The organism is Haloechinothrix halophila YIM 93223 (assembly GCF_000504245.1).
Classification (GTDB): Bacteria; Actinomycetota; Actinomycetes; order Mycobacteriales; family Pseudonocardiaceae; genus Haloechinothrix_A; species Haloechinothrix_A halophila.
The window spans coordinates 524,303-542,186 of the sequence record NZ_KI632509.1; the positions used below are offsets into that span (position 1 = coordinate 524,303).

A 17,884-nucleotide genomic window follows, 5' to 3' on the forward strand; every position below is an offset into this window, starting at 1 on the left:
CACCCCGGGCCGCCATTGCGGTGAAAGCAGCATTCCGCGGGCTTCACGGAGTGTTATCGAAGCAGCCGATCCATCCTGCGGTCGGAGAGCGGTTTGCCTTTCGTTTGGCACGTCGGGCAGTACTGGAACGACTTGTCGGCGAACGACACCTCCCGCACGGTGTCCCCGCAAACCGGGCACGGCAGCCCGGTGCGTCCGTGCACCCGCAGCCCGGAGCGTTTCTCCCCCTTCAGCCTGGCAGCTTCCTGTCCGACCGAGCGCTGGACGGCGTCAGCGAGGATCTGCTGCGTCGCGTCCGCGAGCCGGTCGAGCGACTCGGCGTCGAGCTTGCCCGCCGTCGCGTACGGCGAAAGCCCGGCGAGATGAAGGATTTCGTCCGAGTAGGCATTGCCGATACCCGCGATGAGGGACTGGTCCGTTAGGGCGGTTTTCAGTCGGGCGGTGCTGTTCTCGAGGATGTCCGCGAGGTCGTCGCGGCCGAGGGCGAGGGCGTCGGGGCCGAGCCGCGCCACGCTGTCGACGTCCGACGGGTCGGTGACGACCCAGACCGCGAGGCCTTTCTTGGTGCCTGCCTCAGTGAGATCGAAGCCGGGGCCGCCCAGATGCACCCGCAGCGCGATGGGGCCCCTGCCCTGCTTCGGCGGCGCCTGCGGCAGCGAGTCCGACCAGCGCAGCCAGCCAGCCCGCGCCAGGTGGATCACCAAGTGCAGGCCGTCCGCGACGAGGTCGAGGTGCTTGCCGTGCCGCCCCACGTCGGTGACGGCCTTGCCTGCCAGGTCGGTCACCGGCGGGTCGAACGTCTTGAGCACGGCAAGCGAGGCGACGTCGACCCTGGTGATCTCGCGCCCGACGCCGTGCTCGCGCACGTAGTGGGCGAGCGCTTCGACCTCGGGCAGTTCCGGCATGGCTACTCGACCGGTCGCAGCGGGCCTTCGAACTCAGGCTGCGAGGCCCGCTCGATCGACTGCTTGGTCCGGGACATCTCGGTGCGCACCTTGATCATGCCGCGCACAGTGCCGACCCAGCGTTCGGACGGCTTCTCCATCTCGGGGTCGCCGTCGGTCTCCGCGACCACCTTCCATGGTCTGCGCAGCACCCACCGCAACGGGAAGAACAGCGCGAACAGCGCGATCGACAGCAACACCCAACTCGGCACGATCACATCCGCTGGCCGCCACGCGACCAGCACGATGACGAACACCGTGATCACGGCGATCATGACCGCGGCGGGGACGTACCCGCCCGCGGCGTCGTTCTCGAAGTCGTCCGCTGTGGCCGGCGTGCGCCATTCCAGCTCACTCCGCAGGGTCCACATGCGTCCGTCAGCGCCCTCTACCGGACGATCCATCGCAGCTCCCGTCGCGATTCGTCAGCAACCCTCACGGGTACCCAACGTTACCGTGCGGACACAGCCCGGCGCGAGTGTCGGCGGCGACTAGGCAGCGGCACGGGTGGGTGGTGTGCGGCAGCCAACGTGGGTGAGGATGCGAGGTATGTCGCCCGGACGTCCACCCGCCGAACGCAACGCGCCAGGCTTGTATCCCACGACGGGGTCGTACCCCACGGAGGTGTTTCCCCGTGCGGGGGCGGGCGTGCCAACAACAGGGAGTGACCTGCCCACGGTGTCCGGTGTGTCGACGGCGTCTGACTCGCCCACCGTCACCGGGCTGTCCGTCACGGCCGAGCATCCCACCGTGTCCTGCTCTCCCACAGAATCCGGCTCGGCGGCGTCCGGGCTGCCGACGGCGGCGGAGTGGGAGCGTCTCGAGCAGGGCGTCATGCAGCGAGTGCGGACGTTCGAAGCGTTCCTTACCGACGTCTACGGCGGCACCGAGGACGCCCGCGTGCTCACCGACGGCGTGCTCCCGCGACGTCTGGTCACCACCAGCGAGCGCTTCCGACGGGAGGCGGTCGGTATCGCGCAGCCCGTACGCGTCGCCGTAGCGAGCGTCGACGTCGTCCGCGACGAGCACGGCACGTTCCGCGTGGTGGCGGACGACCTTTGCTGCCCGGCGTGGCCCGCACACGTCGCACCACACCTACTCCGGGCGTTGCGCACGGTGGCGCGGACCGCCGCGCGGATGGCGGATCCGGCCGTCACACAGGCCATCGACCGGATTTCCGACCGGGCAACCGACCCAGTCGTCGTCGCACTCACGCCCAGCGACTCGGCGCTCGCCCGGCAACCCGGCGTCGCGGCTGTCGCGGGGCGGGATCTGGTGTGCCGGGACAACGTCGTCTACCACCGCGACCGCAGAGTGGATGTGCTGTACCGCACCGTCGCGGACGACCTCATCGACCCACTGCACTTCCAGCCCGACTCCGTGCACGGCCTCTCCGGGGTACTCAACGCGGCGCGGACCGGCGCCGTCGTGCTGGCCAACGCTGTGGGCAACGGGCTCGGTGAGGACCCACTTATCCACAGCTTCGCGCCGCGGTTGATCGAGTACTATCTCGGCGAAAACCCCATCCTGCCCACGGTGAACCCGGAGTCTTTCCACACCACCCAGTTCCTGCCCATTATGCCAAATGAGCAGGACTTTCCCCAGTTATCCACAGACTCATCCACAGTGGATAACTCGTCCATCAGCGGCTTGCGGCTGTTCGCCGTCAACGACGGCACCGATGTCACCGTACTGTCCGACGGCGTGTGGACATCCGACCTATCCACAAGCAACATTCCACAGCAGAACAGCGCTGTGGATACCAAGGTGCTGTGGTGAGCTGGCGGCTGCGCGTGGTGCACCGCACCGGATATCACTACGCGCTGCCCGCGACGCAGTCGTACAACGAGGCGCGGTTGACCCCGCGCTCCGATCGCACGCAGACCGTCGAGACCAGCAGGCTCGACACCACGCCCGCCACTCGCGAGTACCGCTACACCGACTATTGGGGCACCGTCGTCAGCGCGTTCGACCTGCACGCGCCACACACGGAGTTCAGCGTCGTCGCCACGTCTGTCGTCGCGACAAGTAGTCCAGTCGCACCGGTCCGAACACTGGGCTGGGCGGACCTGCGCCGTCCCGACGTCATCGACGCTTACGCGGAGTACCTGCAGCCGACCGTGTACACGCCACGAGACGACGAACTCGACCGGATGGCACGCGCGCTCTCCGCGCACACCGCCCCTGCCGACGCCGTGTTCGCCATCGCGCGCTGGGTGCGGGAGCAGCTCACCTACCAGCCCGGCAGCACCGGAGTCCACAGTTCAGCGAGCGACGTGTGGGCGACACGCGAGGGTGTGTGCCAGGACTATGCCCACGTCGTGCTGGTGATGCTGCGTGCGATCGGCATTCCCGCGCGGTACGTGTCCGGCTACCTGTACGGCGAACCACGCGCGGAGCCGGGACGGACGGTGCTCGGCGAGAGCCATGCCTGGGTCGAGGCCTGGACCGGGGGATGGTGGGCCTACGACCCGACCAACGCGCTGCCGGTCGGCGCACGGCACGTGTCGGTCGCGCGCGGCAGGGACTACGCCGACGTCACGCCGCTCAAGGGCGTGTTCACCGGCGGCGGGACGTCGGCACTCGACGTCGCGGTGCACCTGACGCGACTGGGTTGACCGTGTGCCTGAGCGTGCGGCACCACGGTGCGGCTCGGGCGATGCCGACCTGGTCAGGGGCAGGAGTCGTACCAGTAGTACTCGTAAGACTCGTAGCGGCCGTTGTCGTAGTAGTACTCGTAGGACTCGTAGCCCTCGCCGTCGGTGTACGAGAACTCGTGCACCTCACGCCGGTTGCGGCGGTCGTTGTAGGTGTCGCTGTAGTAGTAATCGTCGACGCACTTCTCGTAGGACGACCGCCCCGGCTCTGACCCCTGGCTCGGCGGCTGCGAAGTGGATGTCGTGCTCGGCCTGGGCTGGTTGTCCTCGCTGGATGGCGCCGACCGCTCAGGCGGCGCCGACCGCTCGGGCGACGCTGTCCGCGACCGCTGTTCGGGGGACCGCGACTCGCCCTTCGTCTTCGACGGCGCATCGGGCGTCACCTTGACCGGGGAATCCGGGCCCGTCGCCGCGTCGACCCGCGGCTTGTCCGGCTTCGGCAGCGTGGTCAGTTGCGGTGATGATGTCGGGTCGGTCGTCGGCGCTGGCTGCTGGCTCTCACGGTCGTCGTTGTCCTGTGCGCGACTCGTGTCGCGAGTGCTCGACTCGCCGTCCTGAGTATGCGACACGCCGGGGAGCGGATACCCGTCGTCCGGTCCGCGCTCCAAGGACGGTGCGTTGTCAGGGGCCGTCTGGGAAATCCCCTGTTCACCGACGAGGCCGAAGTACTCGCCAGCAGTTTCGGTCATCGCGGGGCCGACCGAGAAGCCGAACACCCCAGCGGCCGCGGTCGAAGCCACCGCGATGCCCACCTTCACCTTGGCAGTGGTGAAGGCTGTCTTGAACGCACCGGACAAACTCGCCGAGGTCCCGGCCGCGCCTGCCGCTCCCGACGCTTCCGCACCTGCCACGGCCGCGACACCGGCGACGGCGATCCCGTTCGCGTTGGCGCGCAGCGAGAAGCAGACGTCGCGCAGCTCGTCGTGGGTAGCGTGGCACCGCGGGCAACCGGCGAGGTGCGCGCTGATCCGGTCGGCTTCGGCGCCCGTGACACTGCCAGCGGTGTAGCCGCCGAGCTTCTCAAGCACCGAACGGCAGCCGCCGTCGCTCTTGCTGGTGGCGAGGTGCGCTTGCAGGTAGGCGGCGCGTAGGCCCAGCCGCGCGCGGCGGGCGAGCGCCGCGGTCGCGTTCGGACTGAGCCCGATCTGCGGTGCGACGACGGCTGGCTTGGCGCCTTCCACTTCGGTCTGCCACAGCACGGTGCGCCAGCGCTCCGGCAGGCTGGTGAACGCCTTGGTGATCAGCGAGTGTTCGGCAGCACGGGACGGGTTGGACTCGGCGGCGCCCGCATGACTGGTCAGTTCGTCATCGCTGACCGGAACGTCCTGAACCGCGCCTTTCCACTCCCACGACACCCGGCGGGCGACAGTGAGCAGGTACGCGCGGATGTTGTCCTTCGGGCCGCTGCCCCGCTTGACCGCGCGCAACACTCGGAAGAACGTCTCCGCGGTGATGTCCTCGGCCTCGGCGCGATCTTTCGCCAGGCCGAGCGCCAGTCTGCGGACCGCGGGCGCGTGCTGTTCGAACAGTTCGCTGAAGGCAGCGTCCTGTCCCTCCCGCAGTCGGCGGAGCAGCGCTGGCTCGTCGATCGCCTGCGTCATCCGGCCAGGTACCTCCTTGCCGATCATCGATCGGCCGCCACCAATTGGCCTACCCTACGGAGCGACGGAGTTGGTCCGTCACGCACAGTGTGACGTTAACGCCGACTGAGCGTGACGATTTTACGCCAGAGGCAACGTTGTGCCACCTACTATCGAGGTACGCCGAATGTACGTTCCGTGATATCGATGTTGACGGCCAAATGGCGGTATGACCCCCTCGACCGCCAGTGGGGGCGGGCATATAGACTGGCTGTCACGCCGGGAAGCACGGCGTGATGCGGACGTAGCGCAGCTGGTAGCGCATCACCTTGCCAAGGTGAGGGTCGCGGGTTCGAGTCCCGTCGTCCGCTCAGTTTAACTCCCTGAATCCCTCGGGTTCGGGGAGTTTTTGTTTGCCAGCCGCAGCACGCGGCTGCTCCCTGTCGCTCAACCCGGCAGAAGCCGCCTTGACGTGCAACCTATTGGCTGCATATCGTAAAGGCAACCAACAGGTTGCATATTTGAGGTGGCGTGGATGGACGACGTGTTCAAGGCACTGGCCGACCCCACTCGTCGTCGACTGCTGGACACCCTGAATGCCCGCAACGGCCAGACGCTGCGCGAATTGTGCGCCGGGATGGACATGACGCGGCAGTCGGTGAGCAAGCACCTCGCCGTGCTCGAAGCCGCCAACGTCGTCACGACGACCTGGCGCGGCAGGGAAAAGCTGCACTACGTCAATGCCGCGCCGATCAACGCGATCGCCGAGCGCTGGATCGACCAGTACGACCGCGAGCGGGTGCGCGCGCTCGCGGACCTGCAAACCGCATTGGAGCGCGACCCGATGAGCAAGCCCGAATTCATCTACACGACCTACATCAAGACCACGCCGGAGCGGCTGTGGCAGGCACTGACCGACCCCGCCTTCACTCGCCGCTACTGGGGCGTGGCGTTCGATACCGACTGGCGAGTCGGCTCGACGATGACCTGGGAAGAAGGCGGCAACACCACCGCGGACCCCGAGCAGGTCGTGCTCGAATCCGACCCATACCGGCGGCTGTCCTACACCTGGCACACTGTGACGCCGGAGTGGGCGATGGCCGTCGGCATCAGCGAGGACGTCTACGAGCGGGTGGCGGCGGAACGCCGGTCGAAGGTGACGTTCGAGATCGAGCCGCTCGGCGAACTGACCAAGCTGACCGTCGTCCACGACGACTTCGACGAGGGCAGCACCATGCTCGCCATGCTCAGCCAGGGCTGGCCCGGCCTGTTGTCCAGCCTGAAAACACTGCTGGAGACCGGCGACCCGCTACCAGAGCCCGAGCCAGCCCCAGTGCCTTCCGAAAACTGACTACTCGCATCGATTGACAGTGTGGGCACCGTGACGTCTACCACTGCGTGGATGTTACGTTCCGGTCACGACGAGCCGGGATGTCGTGGGCTGTTGCTGCCCAGAGTTGACCTGTTGGCAGTCCATCCCCTGGCCGACACGCGACGCGCACAGGAGTGATTCAGTATCTGGAAGCTCGGGAGCAAGCCCAAGCAGAAGGAAGCAGCCGCTGGCCGTGGAACCGACGCCGACCGGGCGGGGTTCTTCGACGACTATCCCCGGTTCTTCGACACCAGCGACACGTTCGCTTACCGCGACAGACTGAACCTGCGGCACCAGGCGATGATCGCCGCCAACCGTGACATCCTCGCCGGCGCGCGCGTGCTCGACATCGCCAGTCATGACGGCAGGTGGTCCTTCGCCGCTCTCCAAGCAGGCGCCGCCCGTGTGACGGGCATCGAGGCTCGCAAAGAACTCGTGAAAGGTGCCGAGGACAACTTTGCCCATTACGACATCGACCCGACCAAATACCAGTTCATCTGTGCGGATGTATTCGACGCCCTGACCACGGAGGACCTCGACGTCGATGTGGTGATGTGCCTCGGATTCCTTTACCACACCCTGCGATACAACGAACTGTTCGCGCACATCAGGGCGCTACGGCCCCGCCACCTGATCATCGACACGAACGTGATGCCGGGCCAGGAAGAACCGGTGATCCGGCTCGTCCGCGACAAGACGGCCAAACAGCAGCACGCCGTGGCCGACGCTTACTCGCATAACGGGCGCGCGCTCGTCGGCAAACCGTCGACACCGGCGGTTCAGCACATGCTGGAGACCTACGACTTCGAGGTCGAGGACATCTACGACTGGCAGAGCTTGATCGCCCAGCGGCCGAGCGTCACCGGAGTGGCCGACTACAGCAAGGAGAAACGGGTCACCGTGCGCAGCAAACTGCAGGTCGCCTAGCGACACCTGGTGCGGCGTCGGTGGGCCGCCGGTCCACCGACCCCCTGCCAGCTATCCCGCCCCCAGCCCGACCGGGCAGGAAACGCCGGTGCCCGCGATGCCGCAGTAGCCGTTCGGCACCTTGTGCAGGTACTGCTGGTGGTAGTCCTCCGCGTAGTAGAACTCGCCGAGCGGCGCGACCTCCGTGGTGACCTCGCCATGGCCCGCCTGCCGCAGTGCGGCCCCGAACGACTTCGCGGACGCCTCCGCCACCGCTCGCTGCTCGTCGTCGGCGTAGTAGATCGCCGAGCGGTACTGCGTGCCGACGTCGTTGCCCTGCCGCATGCCCTGTGTCGGGTCGTGGTTCTCCCAGAACACCTTGAGCAGATCCTCATAGCTGACCCGCTCCGGGTCGTAGACGACGAGCACGGCCTCGGTGTGTCCGGTGCGGCCGGTGCAGACCTCTTCGTAGGTGGGGTTCGGCGTGTAGCCACCCGCGTAGCCGACCGCCGTGGAGTACACGCCGGGCGTCTGCCAGAACAGCCGTTCCGCGCCCCAGAAGCAGCCCATGCCGAACACCGCCGTGCGCATCCCTTCCAGGAACGGCGGCGTAAGCCGGGCGTCGGTGTTCACCGCGTGCCGCTCGGCGACAGTGATCGGTTCAGCTCGGCCTGGCAGTGCCTCCGACTCGCTGACGTGCCTACTCTTGTCACCGGAAAACCACATGGTTCTACAGTGCCACGAACCAGCCGCGAACGACGACGCCATGTCGGCGGTGGCACGAGACGTCACGACAACGTAAGGGTGGACAGTGGGCAACTACGGTGACTTCCAGGCAGCGATCTACGCCGAGGGCATGTTCGGCAACACGCCACCGAAGCTCACCACCGACCTCGCCCACCTGGAGGACAAGGCGCGGGAGACGTTGAGTGCCGAGGCGATGGGCTACATCGTGCCCAGCGCCGGATCGGGCGCCACCGCGCGAGCGAACCGGGAGGCGTTCGACCGCTGGCGCATCGTGCCCAGGATGCTGCGCAACGGCCCGGAACGCGACCTGTCCTGCACGATCCTCGGCACCGAGATGCCAGCGCCCGTGATGCTCGCACCTGTCGGCGTGCAGACGCTCGCGCATTCCGAGGGCGAGTTGGCGACCGCACGCGCGGCGTCGTCGCTCGGGCTCACCTATACCCATTCGACGCAGGCCGGCTACTCCATCGAGGCGGCAGCAGAGGCCAGCGGTGACGGGTCGCGCTGGTTCCAGCTGTACTTCCCGAACGAGCGGGAGCTGTGCGTCAGCTTCCTGGAACGCGCCAAGACTGCCGCGTACTCCACCGTCGTCGTCACGCTCGACACCACGATGCTTGGCTGGCGACCCGCCGACCTCGACCGGGGTTTCCTGCCGTTCCTCGCTGGCAACGGCATCGCGAACTATCTCACCGACCCGGTCTTCAACGACTCGCTCGCCAAGCCGCCGGAGGAGGATCCGACGATGGCCGCGCTCCGGTTCGCACAGGTCTTCCCGAATCCCGGCCTGAGCTGGGAGGACATCGCGTTCGTGCGGGAACACTGGGACGGCCCGGTCGTGGTCAAGGGCATCCTGTCGACCGAGGACGCGAAGCTCGCTGCGGACCACGGGGTCGATGGCATCGTCGTCTCCAACCACGGCGGCAGGCAGGTCGACGGCGCCATCGCCGCCCTGGACGCGCTGCCCGGCATCGCGGACACCGTCGGCGACCAGCTCACCGTGCTGTTCGACTCCGGCGTGCGCACCGGCGCGGACGTCGTCAAGGCGATCGCGCTCGGCGCGCAGGCGGTGCTGCTCGGCAGGCCGTACCTGTACGGACTAGCACTGGAGGGCCAGCAGGGTGTCGAGCACGTCCTGAAGTGCCTGCTCGCGGAACTGGACATCACCCTGACGGGCGCCGGTTACACGAGCCACCGCGAGTTGGGCAGGGAGTCGCTGGTCACTGCGTGATCGCGAGCGCAGCCGGATATGCGTACGCTCACCGGCATGGGTATCGCCGCCGAGGAACGTCAGGCACTGTGTGATCTGTTCATCGAGGTCGGCCCCGCCGCGCCAACGCTGTGCGCTGGCTGGCAGACCAAGGACCTCGCAGCGCACCTCGTCGTCAGGGAGAGTCGGCCGGAGGCGGCTGGCATCCTGTTGAAGCCGATCGCCGCGCGGCTTGCGAAGGTGCAGAACGACTACGCCGCGAAGCCGTGGTCTGAGCTGGTGGAACAGGTGCGATCGGGACCGGCGTGGTACTGGCCAACCCGCATCGGCAAGCTCGACGAACTGGTCAACGCCGCCGAGTACTTCATCCACCACGAAGATGTCCGGCGCGCGCAGCCCGGCTGGGAACCGCGCGAGCCGGACGCCCGCCGCGACAAGGCGTTGTGGCAGATCGTGTCGCGGATGGGCAAGCTGCTACTACGGTCCAGCCCGGTCGGCATCCAGTTGCGGACACCGTCCGGGAAGCAGACAACGGCCAAACACGCCGAGAACCCGGTCACCATCACCGGCGAGCCCGGTGAACTGCTGCTCTACGCCTACGGCCGCGACGAGATCCGGGTGGACTTCGACGGCGACCCCGCCGCTGTCGACACGGTGCAGAGCATCAACCGAGGACTGTAGGAGGACTCGTGGACAACAAGGACTCACGCCTCGCGCTCACGCTGGCACTGCTGCTCGGCGGTGTCGGCACCCTGCACTTCGCGGTGCCGAAGTTCTTTGACGCGCTCATCCCCCGCGCACTACCCGGCTCCCCGCGTGCCTGGACATACGGATCCGGCGTCGCCGAACTGGGCTGCGCCGCCGCCGTCGCAATGCCACGCACCCGCCGCATCGGCGCGACGCTGGCCGCACTGCTGTTCATCGCCGTCTTCCCCGGCAACGTCAAGATGGCGGTGGACTACCACCGCACCCAGAAACCGCTGCCGATGCGGGTTGGGACGCTACTGCGATTGCCGTTGCAGGTGCCGCTGGTGCTGTGGGCACTACGCATCCGCAACCGGGCATAGCTCGGAGTCAGCGAAAGCGGGACAAGCTCACGCTGCGAGAAACTGCGGCGTCGGTGGCGTGGCCACCTGGTATTCAGCTAGCGACATTTGCTTCAGTCGCGAGTTAGTCATATCCCTGACCTTACAGCGACCCGGTAGCAACCCGAATCGGAAGGCGCATGTAGACCTTAGCAAGGTAACCGCTAAAGTCCCGCAATTCTCTATCGGGTGCTACTCTCACGGTTTACCCTTCATTAACACAAAACATACATCCGCTTACCACGCACCTAGCACGAAACGGAGTTGCACTCCCGAGTTCCCTGGCAAACTCGAATTGTGCACACTTCGCGGTGCGACCAAGTAGTGGCCGAGATAGCCCCGAACCCTGCCCGACTGAGCTGACAACAACCGTGATGCCATCCCGGTAGTCCACTCCCGTCCGGTTCGGCGATTAGTGGCGCGTTCCTGCCGTAGGCGTAGGGATCAGCTACAGTCACATCAGCCAACCGGGAAATTAAACATCGAATTATTGGAATCCCATGTGGCCATTTTCTACGAGAAACCACAAAGAAACTATTCCAATAAGAAGCCCGATGAAAAATTCGAAATTGGACGGCATGCATAGCCAACGAACTACACGTCGCCGCAAAGTCCAAGATACTTCTGAAATACTTTCTTCTGATTCATCGTCAGAAATTCCAAACGCCCAGTCGTCAGCTAGCCACACAGTGATCATTCGTAAACTTACAAAGAGTCCGGAAATAGCGCCTGTACAGATCACAAGGACCATCACGGAGAGGAGGATACTGAACCAGATCCCGCGCCCCACTGAAAAATCGAGCAAGAACGATACGATTCCGAAAGTTATGCAAGATACGATTAATAACTCAATCCATGCTGACCATCTGGCAACAAGGGAAGAATACGCTTGATCGGGATTTTCAGGTCGAGCGTGGATAAACTTTACCCATTCCGATACAGACATTTCCTCGTCGTCTGCGTATACAGTCCTATGCGTCCTTCCTGTAATGTGAAACGGCATTTTTAAGAAAAGTCGTACAACATAGCTACCGGCATCGTGAATTTTTTTCGGGCCCAATTCCGTTCCACTCACAGAAATCCTCCGAAGGAGCCTGGCTCTCCCGTATTCACGACGCCGGTAGCTACCCACTACTTACGGTTCACAGCAAGAGCATTCCACCTGATGTACGGAACCCACTATAACTGCCCCAGGAGCTAGCAGTGAGCGTGGGCGTTGACGACGCCATCGTCTTCTGATGACTAGAGACGTCAAACCGCGAGCCGGGACAGTGACCCCAGGTGTTGCAACCGACGTAGGTAGAATTTTCTACGGTTGCAAGCCTTCCTGCCCACTCTGTGGTCCGATCAGTCGACCATGCAGGGTTGTGGCGACTGCGAGCCCATCGGGAATCTTGTTTTGCATACTTCTTATGCAATTTAGTGGACTTTAGATTCTGCTTTGCTAGACGAAGCCGATCCTTGGCGACACGGAAACTGTCTCCATTTTCCTTATCCCATCGCTTCCTGTTCGAGCGATCGAACCACGATGGCTTTGTTCTACGGTGGTCATTGACACTATCGCGTGCATCGTCACGCATATTTCTTGCACTTCGAACATCTTTCTTCGCCGCCTTTAAGGATTTCTTCATGTTCCGCATACTTTTAAATCCTCTAACGGCCGCGCTAGCTTGACGAAGTCCTGGAATACTAGTAACCGCCGTAAAGGCCGCGTCACCATGATTTCCCTGAACAAGGTTTCCCGTAACTTCGACTGCAGCAGCCGTTGTTGCGACTACGGTCGCAGCCGCGGCTACCGGGGGACAAATCGCGGCAGTTGCCAGTGCGACCGTGCCGGCCGCAGCACTGACCTTGCTCGCAACATTCGTAAGCTCTTCCCAGAACAAGCCCTGCGGATCAGTGAAGGTGAGCGGTGCGTTGTTGCTGTAGGAGTAGGGATGCATCCGCTGTGGCTCGTACTCGTCGGTTTTGGGGTCGACCGTGAGAAACATTCCCAGTTGTGGATCATAGGATCGCGCACCCAACTGGATGAGTCCGGTGGGGTCGTCGACGCCGCCAACGAAGCTGCGCTGCCCGCCCGGCCACCGGCTCGGGTCGTCATGCCCTCGCATGCCACCGAACGGGTCGCGGCGTTTCACCGACGAGTTCATAGTGACCGAATTGATCGCCCAGTCCGCTGTGCCGTGGTGGTCACTGGCCAGCCAGGTGAGGTCGCCACCTGTGGTGCGGGTCGCGATCACCGAGTCACCATGGTTGTAGTAGCGGGTGCCGGTTTCGGTGCCGTCGGCGGCAACGGTCAACTCCTGACCGAACACGAACGCGGTCACACCACCGTCGGCATCCTTCCGCACCAACCGGTCGCCATGGGCCCCGTAATACATCTGCGCCGTGCCGTCCGGCGTGTCAATCGACTCCGGCTTCCCCGCCGCGTTCCAGGTGAACGCATCCGTCTCGCCGCCACGGGTACGCGACGTCAGATTGCCCGCCGCATCCCAGTCATACGTATCGGTTTCCGTACCGGTGGTCACCGACCGCACCGCACGGGGCTGCGGCTCACCCGCCGCCGGATAGTTGTAGGTCGAGGTGACACTGCTGCCGTCCGTCTGATGGTCGACAACCTTGGAGCGTGAGCCGTCCTTGCGGTACTCGTAGGAGTTCCAGTACGGCTCTACACCACCCATGACCTCGGTAGACGGCGAATCGGCACACCCGCCGCTGCCCTGCGACCAGGCCTCGGTCATCCGCCGCAAGTAGTCGTAACCGAAGCACTGCACATCGGCCTTGGCTGGCTGCTCCTCCGGAGTGTCCGCCAGCGACAACACGTTCCCGGCCGCGTCGTAGGACCACTTCAGGTGCGCCACGTTCGGCACGGTCGTGCCGTCGCGGTCGAAGTAGAGCTCAGACACCCGGCGGGTGGCTTCCTCGTAGACGTAGGTGTGTTGAACCTGGGAGCTGGTGTTGACACCCATCGTGCGCTGGGCGATCTCGCCGTAAGGGGTGTAGAGCGCATCGTCCAGATACACGTGGGCATACGTGCTGGAGCTGTCCGTGGCTGTGATGCGGCCGACGTTGCCCCAGTCGTCGTAGGCGTGCGCCAACGTCTCCTTCTCCAGCCCGCCAACGGCTGGGAGAGTCCGGTACCGCAGCGACCCGTCGTCCAGGTAGGAAGCCGTGGTCAGGTACCTGCCCGCGACGGATTCCAGCCCGGGCATAGAGGGGATCTCCATGCCAGTCTGCACCGGGTTGTAGTGATCGTCGTATTTCCTTACGAGTTCGTAGAACTCGTTGCCGTCGATGAAGCTGGAGGTCCGGGTGACGTGGCCCTTCTCGACCGTGTCGTAGACCCATGCGGCGAGCTTGGTGCCGGTCGACGGGCTACCTTCGTAGCGGGCCGTGGGCCGGTCCAGCTCGTCGTAGGTGGTCGACACCGTCCGGCCCAGGGCATCGGTCGACTCGATGACCTGGTCGGTTGCGTCATAGACGGTAGTGGAAGTGCCCTTGTCGGGATCTTCCACCTTGACTTCACGGCCACGCAGGTCGTAATGATGACGCCACGTGTGACCCATCGGGTCTACGACGGTCTTCAGGTCGCCGCGCGGCGTGTAGGTGTAGGTCGTGGCGTCATACATGCCTGACGTTGTTCCGTCGTGGAACTGCCGCAGCTCGACCACATTGCCATGCACATTGCTAATTTCCGCGGTCGCGGTGTCGCCGTCGGGTGGGTCGACCGCGACCTGCCACCCATCCGGGTTACCCCCATAGGTAGTTGTCGTTCGACGCTGCTCCACATCCCTGGAAAAGAATGCCCTAACGCGCTCCCTACCTACGTTGTCATAGGTGTATTCGGTACGCGCCCGGTCGTCAGAACGGGTGAAGGTGACCAGCGAGGTAGAGGGATCGCCGGTGGTGTGGTTCGGGCCCGCTGCGGTCGCGACCTCGCCGCGTTCGTTGTAGACGGTGTGCGTCACGAGTCGACCACCGCCCACAGCGGGTTCCTGAGTCTGCACCGGCCGGTACAGCGAGTCGAACAACCCGATTTCCGTTGAGTAATTCCCAGCGGGCTGCAGCTGCTTCGTTGTGACCGCAAGGGGACCATCGTTTCGTAGGGTGTACGAGAACTCCATGTTGGGGCTCTCGGAGCCCTTGTCCCGGCTCGGCAGCCACACCTTGGTCAGTCGCCCCATCGGATCGAGCGTCAGGTCGGTGCGCTTGCTGTTTGCGTCCACGACTGCGGTCGGCTCCGCGAACGCCGGCTCCTGATGCGTCGTGGTGGTGTGGCCAAGCGGATTTGTCTTGACTGTCTTGGTCACGGGCCCCGCACCGGTCGGCGTGTACGCGGTGGTCGACTTGCGGTTTTTGGCGTCGTACTCCGTAACGACGCGGCCGAGCTTGTCGTAGTTGGTGCGCTCGACCGTGAGGTAAACCGGGCCGTTGTTCCATTTGTCGATCTCGTCGGCGCGGGTCACTCGGCCCTTGGTCGGAGTCGAACCGTGGGTGGTGGACCCGTCGTAGAACGTCTTGGTGTCCTCAATGACGTGCTTGGGGCGGGTTGGTGTCGCGCCGCAGGACACCGACACCGTCTCGGACCGCGAGATCAGACCCCGCAGCCACTTGCTTGAATTGCCGACATACGTATTGCGGGTGCACTTCTCGTCACCAGACTTACCGACCTCACCGAGGTCGTTGACCTTGATCGGCTGGCCTTCGTCGTTGAACGTCGTGTACACCGCAGTGCGTTGCCACGCATCCGAGGCAAGCCGCTTTCGGGTCTTGCCAGCGGACTCCCCGGTCAGGAACGCCCGGTGGGTCACACCGTTACGGCTACGCTTGGCCGTGAGCTTCTTCCAGTACTTATGGGTCGCGGCGTCCACGAGGGTGGTGCCGTTGTAGGTCGCCTGCTCCCACGGAAGACCGGTCAGTGCCCGGTGGTCGGTGGCAGTGTTGCCCTCGGAGTCGGTCACGCTGACCGAGCGCGTGGTGCCATCGGGCAGGGGTTGGCCGTGCATGCCGCGGTAGAACCGCGATCTCGTCTTCAGCTGCCCCTTGGTCGGATCACCGGTCAGCTTGATGACCTGGGGATAGCCGCGCCACATGCTGTAGGTGCGGTGCTTCTTCTTGGTGAACTCGTTGGTGTCGTACGCCCACAGCTGGTTTGTGCCGCCCCCTGCGGTCGCGTACTTGAAGTCGTGGCGTATCTCCTGGGCACCGACGGTGAGGTCACTCTCCGTCACCTGGGTGACCACGTACTTGTGGAACCAGTCCATCACCGGGTCCGGCTGCCCCTTGGGCGTCCAGTACACCGGATAGCACTTCTTCGCATTCGACGAAGGCTTCGGCGTCGTACTCGCCGTGCACTCCTTACCGGAGTAGGTCACGTGAATGTCGGCGCCCGATTCGGTACGGATCGAGGAGAGCCGCAGCCGCACCATCGCGTCGGTGTACTTGTCCTCATCCACCCGGTTAGCCCGCTGCACCGGGGTGAAGGTGATCGGCGGCGACGTCAACGTACTACCGACATGTGCGGCGTGGGTGACCGACCGCAACCACAGGATCTTGGTCGTGCCATCACCGGGCTTGCGGAACTCGTGCTTCAGGGTCCACGACTCGACATCCGAGAAGCTCGAACCCCGCCACACCTGCGTAGTGACCTTCGCCAGCCGCTTCGCCGTCCAGAACGTCGGCGCCACCTGGTCCGTACACGGTGTGGCGTCGCAGTCCTGGTCCCACGGGACATCCGGCCAGCTCGCCGGTTTCGGATCACCATCAGCGTCGTAGCAGTCGCTGAAGCAGCGGTCCCCTGCGGTGAACAGCACCCGCCCGGTCGCTGCGGTGTCCGGCTCCGAGGAATGCTTACCGTATGCGATCCGCTTCAGGAAACCGCCACGGTTGTAGGTGACCCTGTTGTTCTCGTCGCCTGCGGCGCCGTAGTGGCCGAACTCCCGCTGGTAGTAGTAACGGGTGATGTTGCCGTTGACGTCGACGGCCTTGTCCAGCATCCACCGCCACGCCTGCTTACACGACGAGTCCTTGAACGACGTGGCATGGCACGGCTCGCCGGGGTGGTTGCCGAAGACCGGCGCGACCCACGTCGACTTCGACGTCCCGGCCTTGCGGCCGAAGAAGTACTTCGTGCCGTCCGGGGTGGTCACCTTCCAGTACTCACCGGAGTTGTCGTAGCCCGTCAACGCATCATCGGTCAGCTTCTGAACGCGCCAGTTGTTGTCCGAGCTGACCCGCCACTTCCCGGTTGTGGCGTCCTTGACCAGCGTGCCGTTCGTGCCGTTCAGCGAGATCGAGATCTTCTGACCCGCCCAGCACAAATCGGCGGTGTCCTTGTCCGCGTTGTTCGGCTCCTGACCATCCACAGCAGACTGGTCGTCAAGACAGGTCTTGTACGAGCGCTCGATAAACCCGGGCGAGTAATTCCACCCATCACCGGTCCACGGCGCCTGGTTGTTCTTACCCGACGTCTTGCCATCGATGGACTGCGAGTTGTAGTTCAACCCGACCTGTGGCACGACACCCTCTGCCGGTGGGGTCCGCATCGGCACCGAATACGTGAACGCGCCGGAGGGGCCACCGGCTTCCCACGATCCTGCAGCCGACAAGTCGGTGGCCTTGTAGTCACCATCCTCGGACGAATCACCAGACGACACCGCGAGCGTGGTGGTCTCGCTCGTCGTAGAGAACGTCGACGCGCCGCCACCCGACGGCGTCTCGGTGCTGTCCGTGCCTTCCGTGGGCTTGTCGGACTCGTCAGGCCGTGCCGGGGTGCCCTTGACCGGCACCCTCGCCGACAGCCTGCCGCCCTTGCGGTCGTTCGCCGATGTCAGCGGCCGTGCCTCGCCACACCTATCCGACTCACAGTCGAAGCGGACCAGGCGAGCGCGCTTGACCCACTCCGCGCCGTATAGCCCAGCGAAACCGGTGTAGTCGATGCTCAGCTCGACCTCACCGTCGCTACCATCCAGGCTCGTCACGGTGAATACCGGGCCGCTGACACCCAGTTCCTTGGACTTCGACCGGTCAAGCAGCCGGACCCGCACAGCGGTAGGCGTCCCCTTCGCCGCGGCGACCGACACCGGCACGCCGCCGGCCTTGGCCTTCCCGAGCGCAAGTCCCCGTGCCACCGCCGTCGCGGGACGCTTGCCGTTCCTGCCCGGCACGGCGATCTTCGCAACCCCCGGTGCGGGCCACGATGTCCTCGCCCGCGACGGCTTCCAGATCTCGCCGTCCCCTTCGGGCACCGGCGGCACCTCGACCGAGGACTTCTTATGCGGAACCGTCCTCGACTCCGGCACCGAACGATCGGCATCCCGCACTGGTTCCGCACCGGCAGGTAATACCGACGACAACGTCACGGTCATGACAAGCGCCATGAGCATC

13 protein-coding genes and 1 tRNA gene are annotated in these 17,884 nt (G+C 64.8%); 8 read left to right on the forward strand and 6 right to left on the reverse strand.

Translation table 11 applies throughout. The annotated features are described in order from the left end of the window. Positions 1–53: 53 nt before the first annotated feature. Positions 54–905 carry an Fpg/Nei family DNA glycosylase gene (locus AMYHA_RS02490; protein ID WP_034267579.1) on the reverse strand — a complete coding sequence of 284 codons (852 nt, stop codon included), beginning with the start codon at positions 903–905 and terminating at the stop codon, positions 54–56. A 2-nt stretch (positions 906–907) separates the two neighbouring features. After that, positions 908–1,348, reverse strand: coding sequence for a hypothetical protein (locus AMYHA_RS02495; protein WP_034267582.1), 441 nt, complete (start codon positions 1,346–1,348; stop codon positions 908–910). A 283-nt stretch (positions 1,349–1,631) separates the two neighbouring features. Here AMYHA_RS02495 and AMYHA_RS02500 point away from each other — a divergent pair, with 283 nt between their 5' ends. Together AMYHA_RS02500 and AMYHA_RS02505 are read left to right on the forward strand one after the other, a co-directional pair. Next, positions 1,632–2,723, forward strand: a complete 1,092-nt coding sequence (locus tag AMYHA_RS02500) for a circularly permuted type 2 ATP-grasp protein (RefSeq protein ID WP_231104602.1) — start codon at positions 1,632–1,634, stop codon at positions 2,721–2,723. Next, on the forward strand, positions 2,720–3,562 hold the full coding sequence (locus tag AMYHA_RS02505) for a transglutaminase family protein (RefSeq protein ID WP_034267585.1): 843 nt from the start codon (positions 2,720–2,722) through the stop codon (positions 3,560–3,562). The genes AMYHA_RS02500 and AMYHA_RS02505 overlap by 4 nt, the downstream gene beginning before the upstream one ends. A 53-nt stretch (positions 3,563–3,615) precedes the next feature. Here AMYHA_RS02505 and AMYHA_RS25470 read toward each other — a convergent pair whose 3' ends face one another. Then, on the reverse strand, positions 3,616–5,202 hold the full coding sequence (locus AMYHA_RS25470; RefSeq protein WP_051399456.1) for a sigma-70 family RNA polymerase sigma factor: 1,587 nt from the start codon (positions 5,200–5,202) through the stop codon (positions 3,616–3,618). 277 nt (positions 5,203–5,479) lie between these two features. Here AMYHA_RS25470 and AMYHA_RS02515 point away from each other — a divergent pair. The 3 genes from AMYHA_RS02515 (at position 5,480) to AMYHA_RS25475 (ending at position 7,480) form a co-directional block, all read left to right on the forward strand. Then, positions 5,480–5,552 (forward strand) — tRNA-Gly (locus AMYHA_RS02515). A 164-nt stretch (positions 5,553–5,716) separates the two neighbouring features. After that, positions 5,717–6,532 carry an ArsR/SmtB family transcription factor gene (locus AMYHA_RS02520; protein ID WP_034267588.1) on the forward strand — a complete coding sequence of 272 codons (816 nt, stop codon included), beginning with the start codon at positions 5,717–5,719 and terminating at the stop codon, positions 6,530–6,532. A gap of 321 nt (positions 6,533–6,853) precedes the next feature. Next, entirely contained in the window at positions 6,854–7,480 is a 627-nt protein-coding gene (locus AMYHA_RS25475) for a class I SAM-dependent methyltransferase (protein WP_051399457.1), read from the forward strand. A gap of 51 nt (positions 7,481–7,531) precedes the next feature. On the opposite strand, the gene msrA is transcribed toward AMYHA_RS25475, so the two are convergent. Next, positions 7,532–8,185 carry a peptide-methionine (S)-S-oxide reductase MsrA gene (gene msrA / locus AMYHA_RS02530; protein ID WP_034267591.1) on the reverse strand — a complete coding sequence of 218 codons (654 nt, stop codon included), beginning with the start codon at positions 8,183–8,185 and terminating at the stop codon, positions 7,532–7,534. 130 nt (positions 8,186–8,315) lie between these two features. On the opposite strand from msrA, the gene AMYHA_RS02535 reads away from it, so the two are divergent. From AMYHA_RS02535 to AMYHA_RS02545, 3 genes are read left to right on the forward strand one after another with little or no spacing between them, the layout of a single operon-like run. Continuing rightward, the gene (locus AMYHA_RS02535) at positions 8,316–9,434 is read left to right on the forward strand and encodes a lactate 2-monooxygenase (protein WP_051400308.1); all 1,119 of its coding nucleotides are present in this window, start codon (positions 8,316–8,318) and stop codon (positions 9,432–9,434) included. A 36-nt stretch (positions 9,435–9,470) separates the two neighbouring features. Beyond that, positions 9,471–10,094 carry a TIGR03085 family metal-binding protein gene (locus AMYHA_RS02540; protein WP_034275483.1) on the forward strand — a complete coding sequence of 208 codons (624 nt, stop codon included), beginning with the start codon at positions 9,471–9,473 and terminating at the stop codon, positions 10,092–10,094. A gap of 8 nt (positions 10,095–10,102) precedes the next feature. After that, complete coding sequence (locus tag AMYHA_RS02545; RefSeq protein ID WP_034267598.1) at positions 10,103–10,480, forward strand: DoxX family protein; 378 nt, start codon at positions 10,103–10,105, stop codon at positions 10,478–10,480. 505 nt (positions 10,481–10,985) lie between these two features. On the opposite strand, the gene AMYHA_RS26735 is transcribed toward AMYHA_RS02545, so the two are convergent. Together AMYHA_RS26735 and AMYHA_RS02550 are read right to left on the reverse strand one after the other, a co-directional pair. Next, positions 10,986–11,573 (reverse strand): hypothetical protein, encoded by a 588-nt coding sequence (locus AMYHA_RS26735; RefSeq protein ID WP_157361741.1) that lies wholly within the window; start codon positions 11,571–11,573, stop codon positions 10,986–10,988. Between the two features lie 67 nt (positions 11,574–11,640). Next, on the reverse strand, positions 11,641–17,865 hold the full coding sequence (locus AMYHA_RS02550) for an RHS repeat-associated core domain-containing protein (protein WP_169732888.1): 6,225 nt from the start codon (positions 17,863–17,865) through the stop codon (positions 11,641–11,643). Positions 17,866–17,884: the final 19 nt, after the last annotated feature.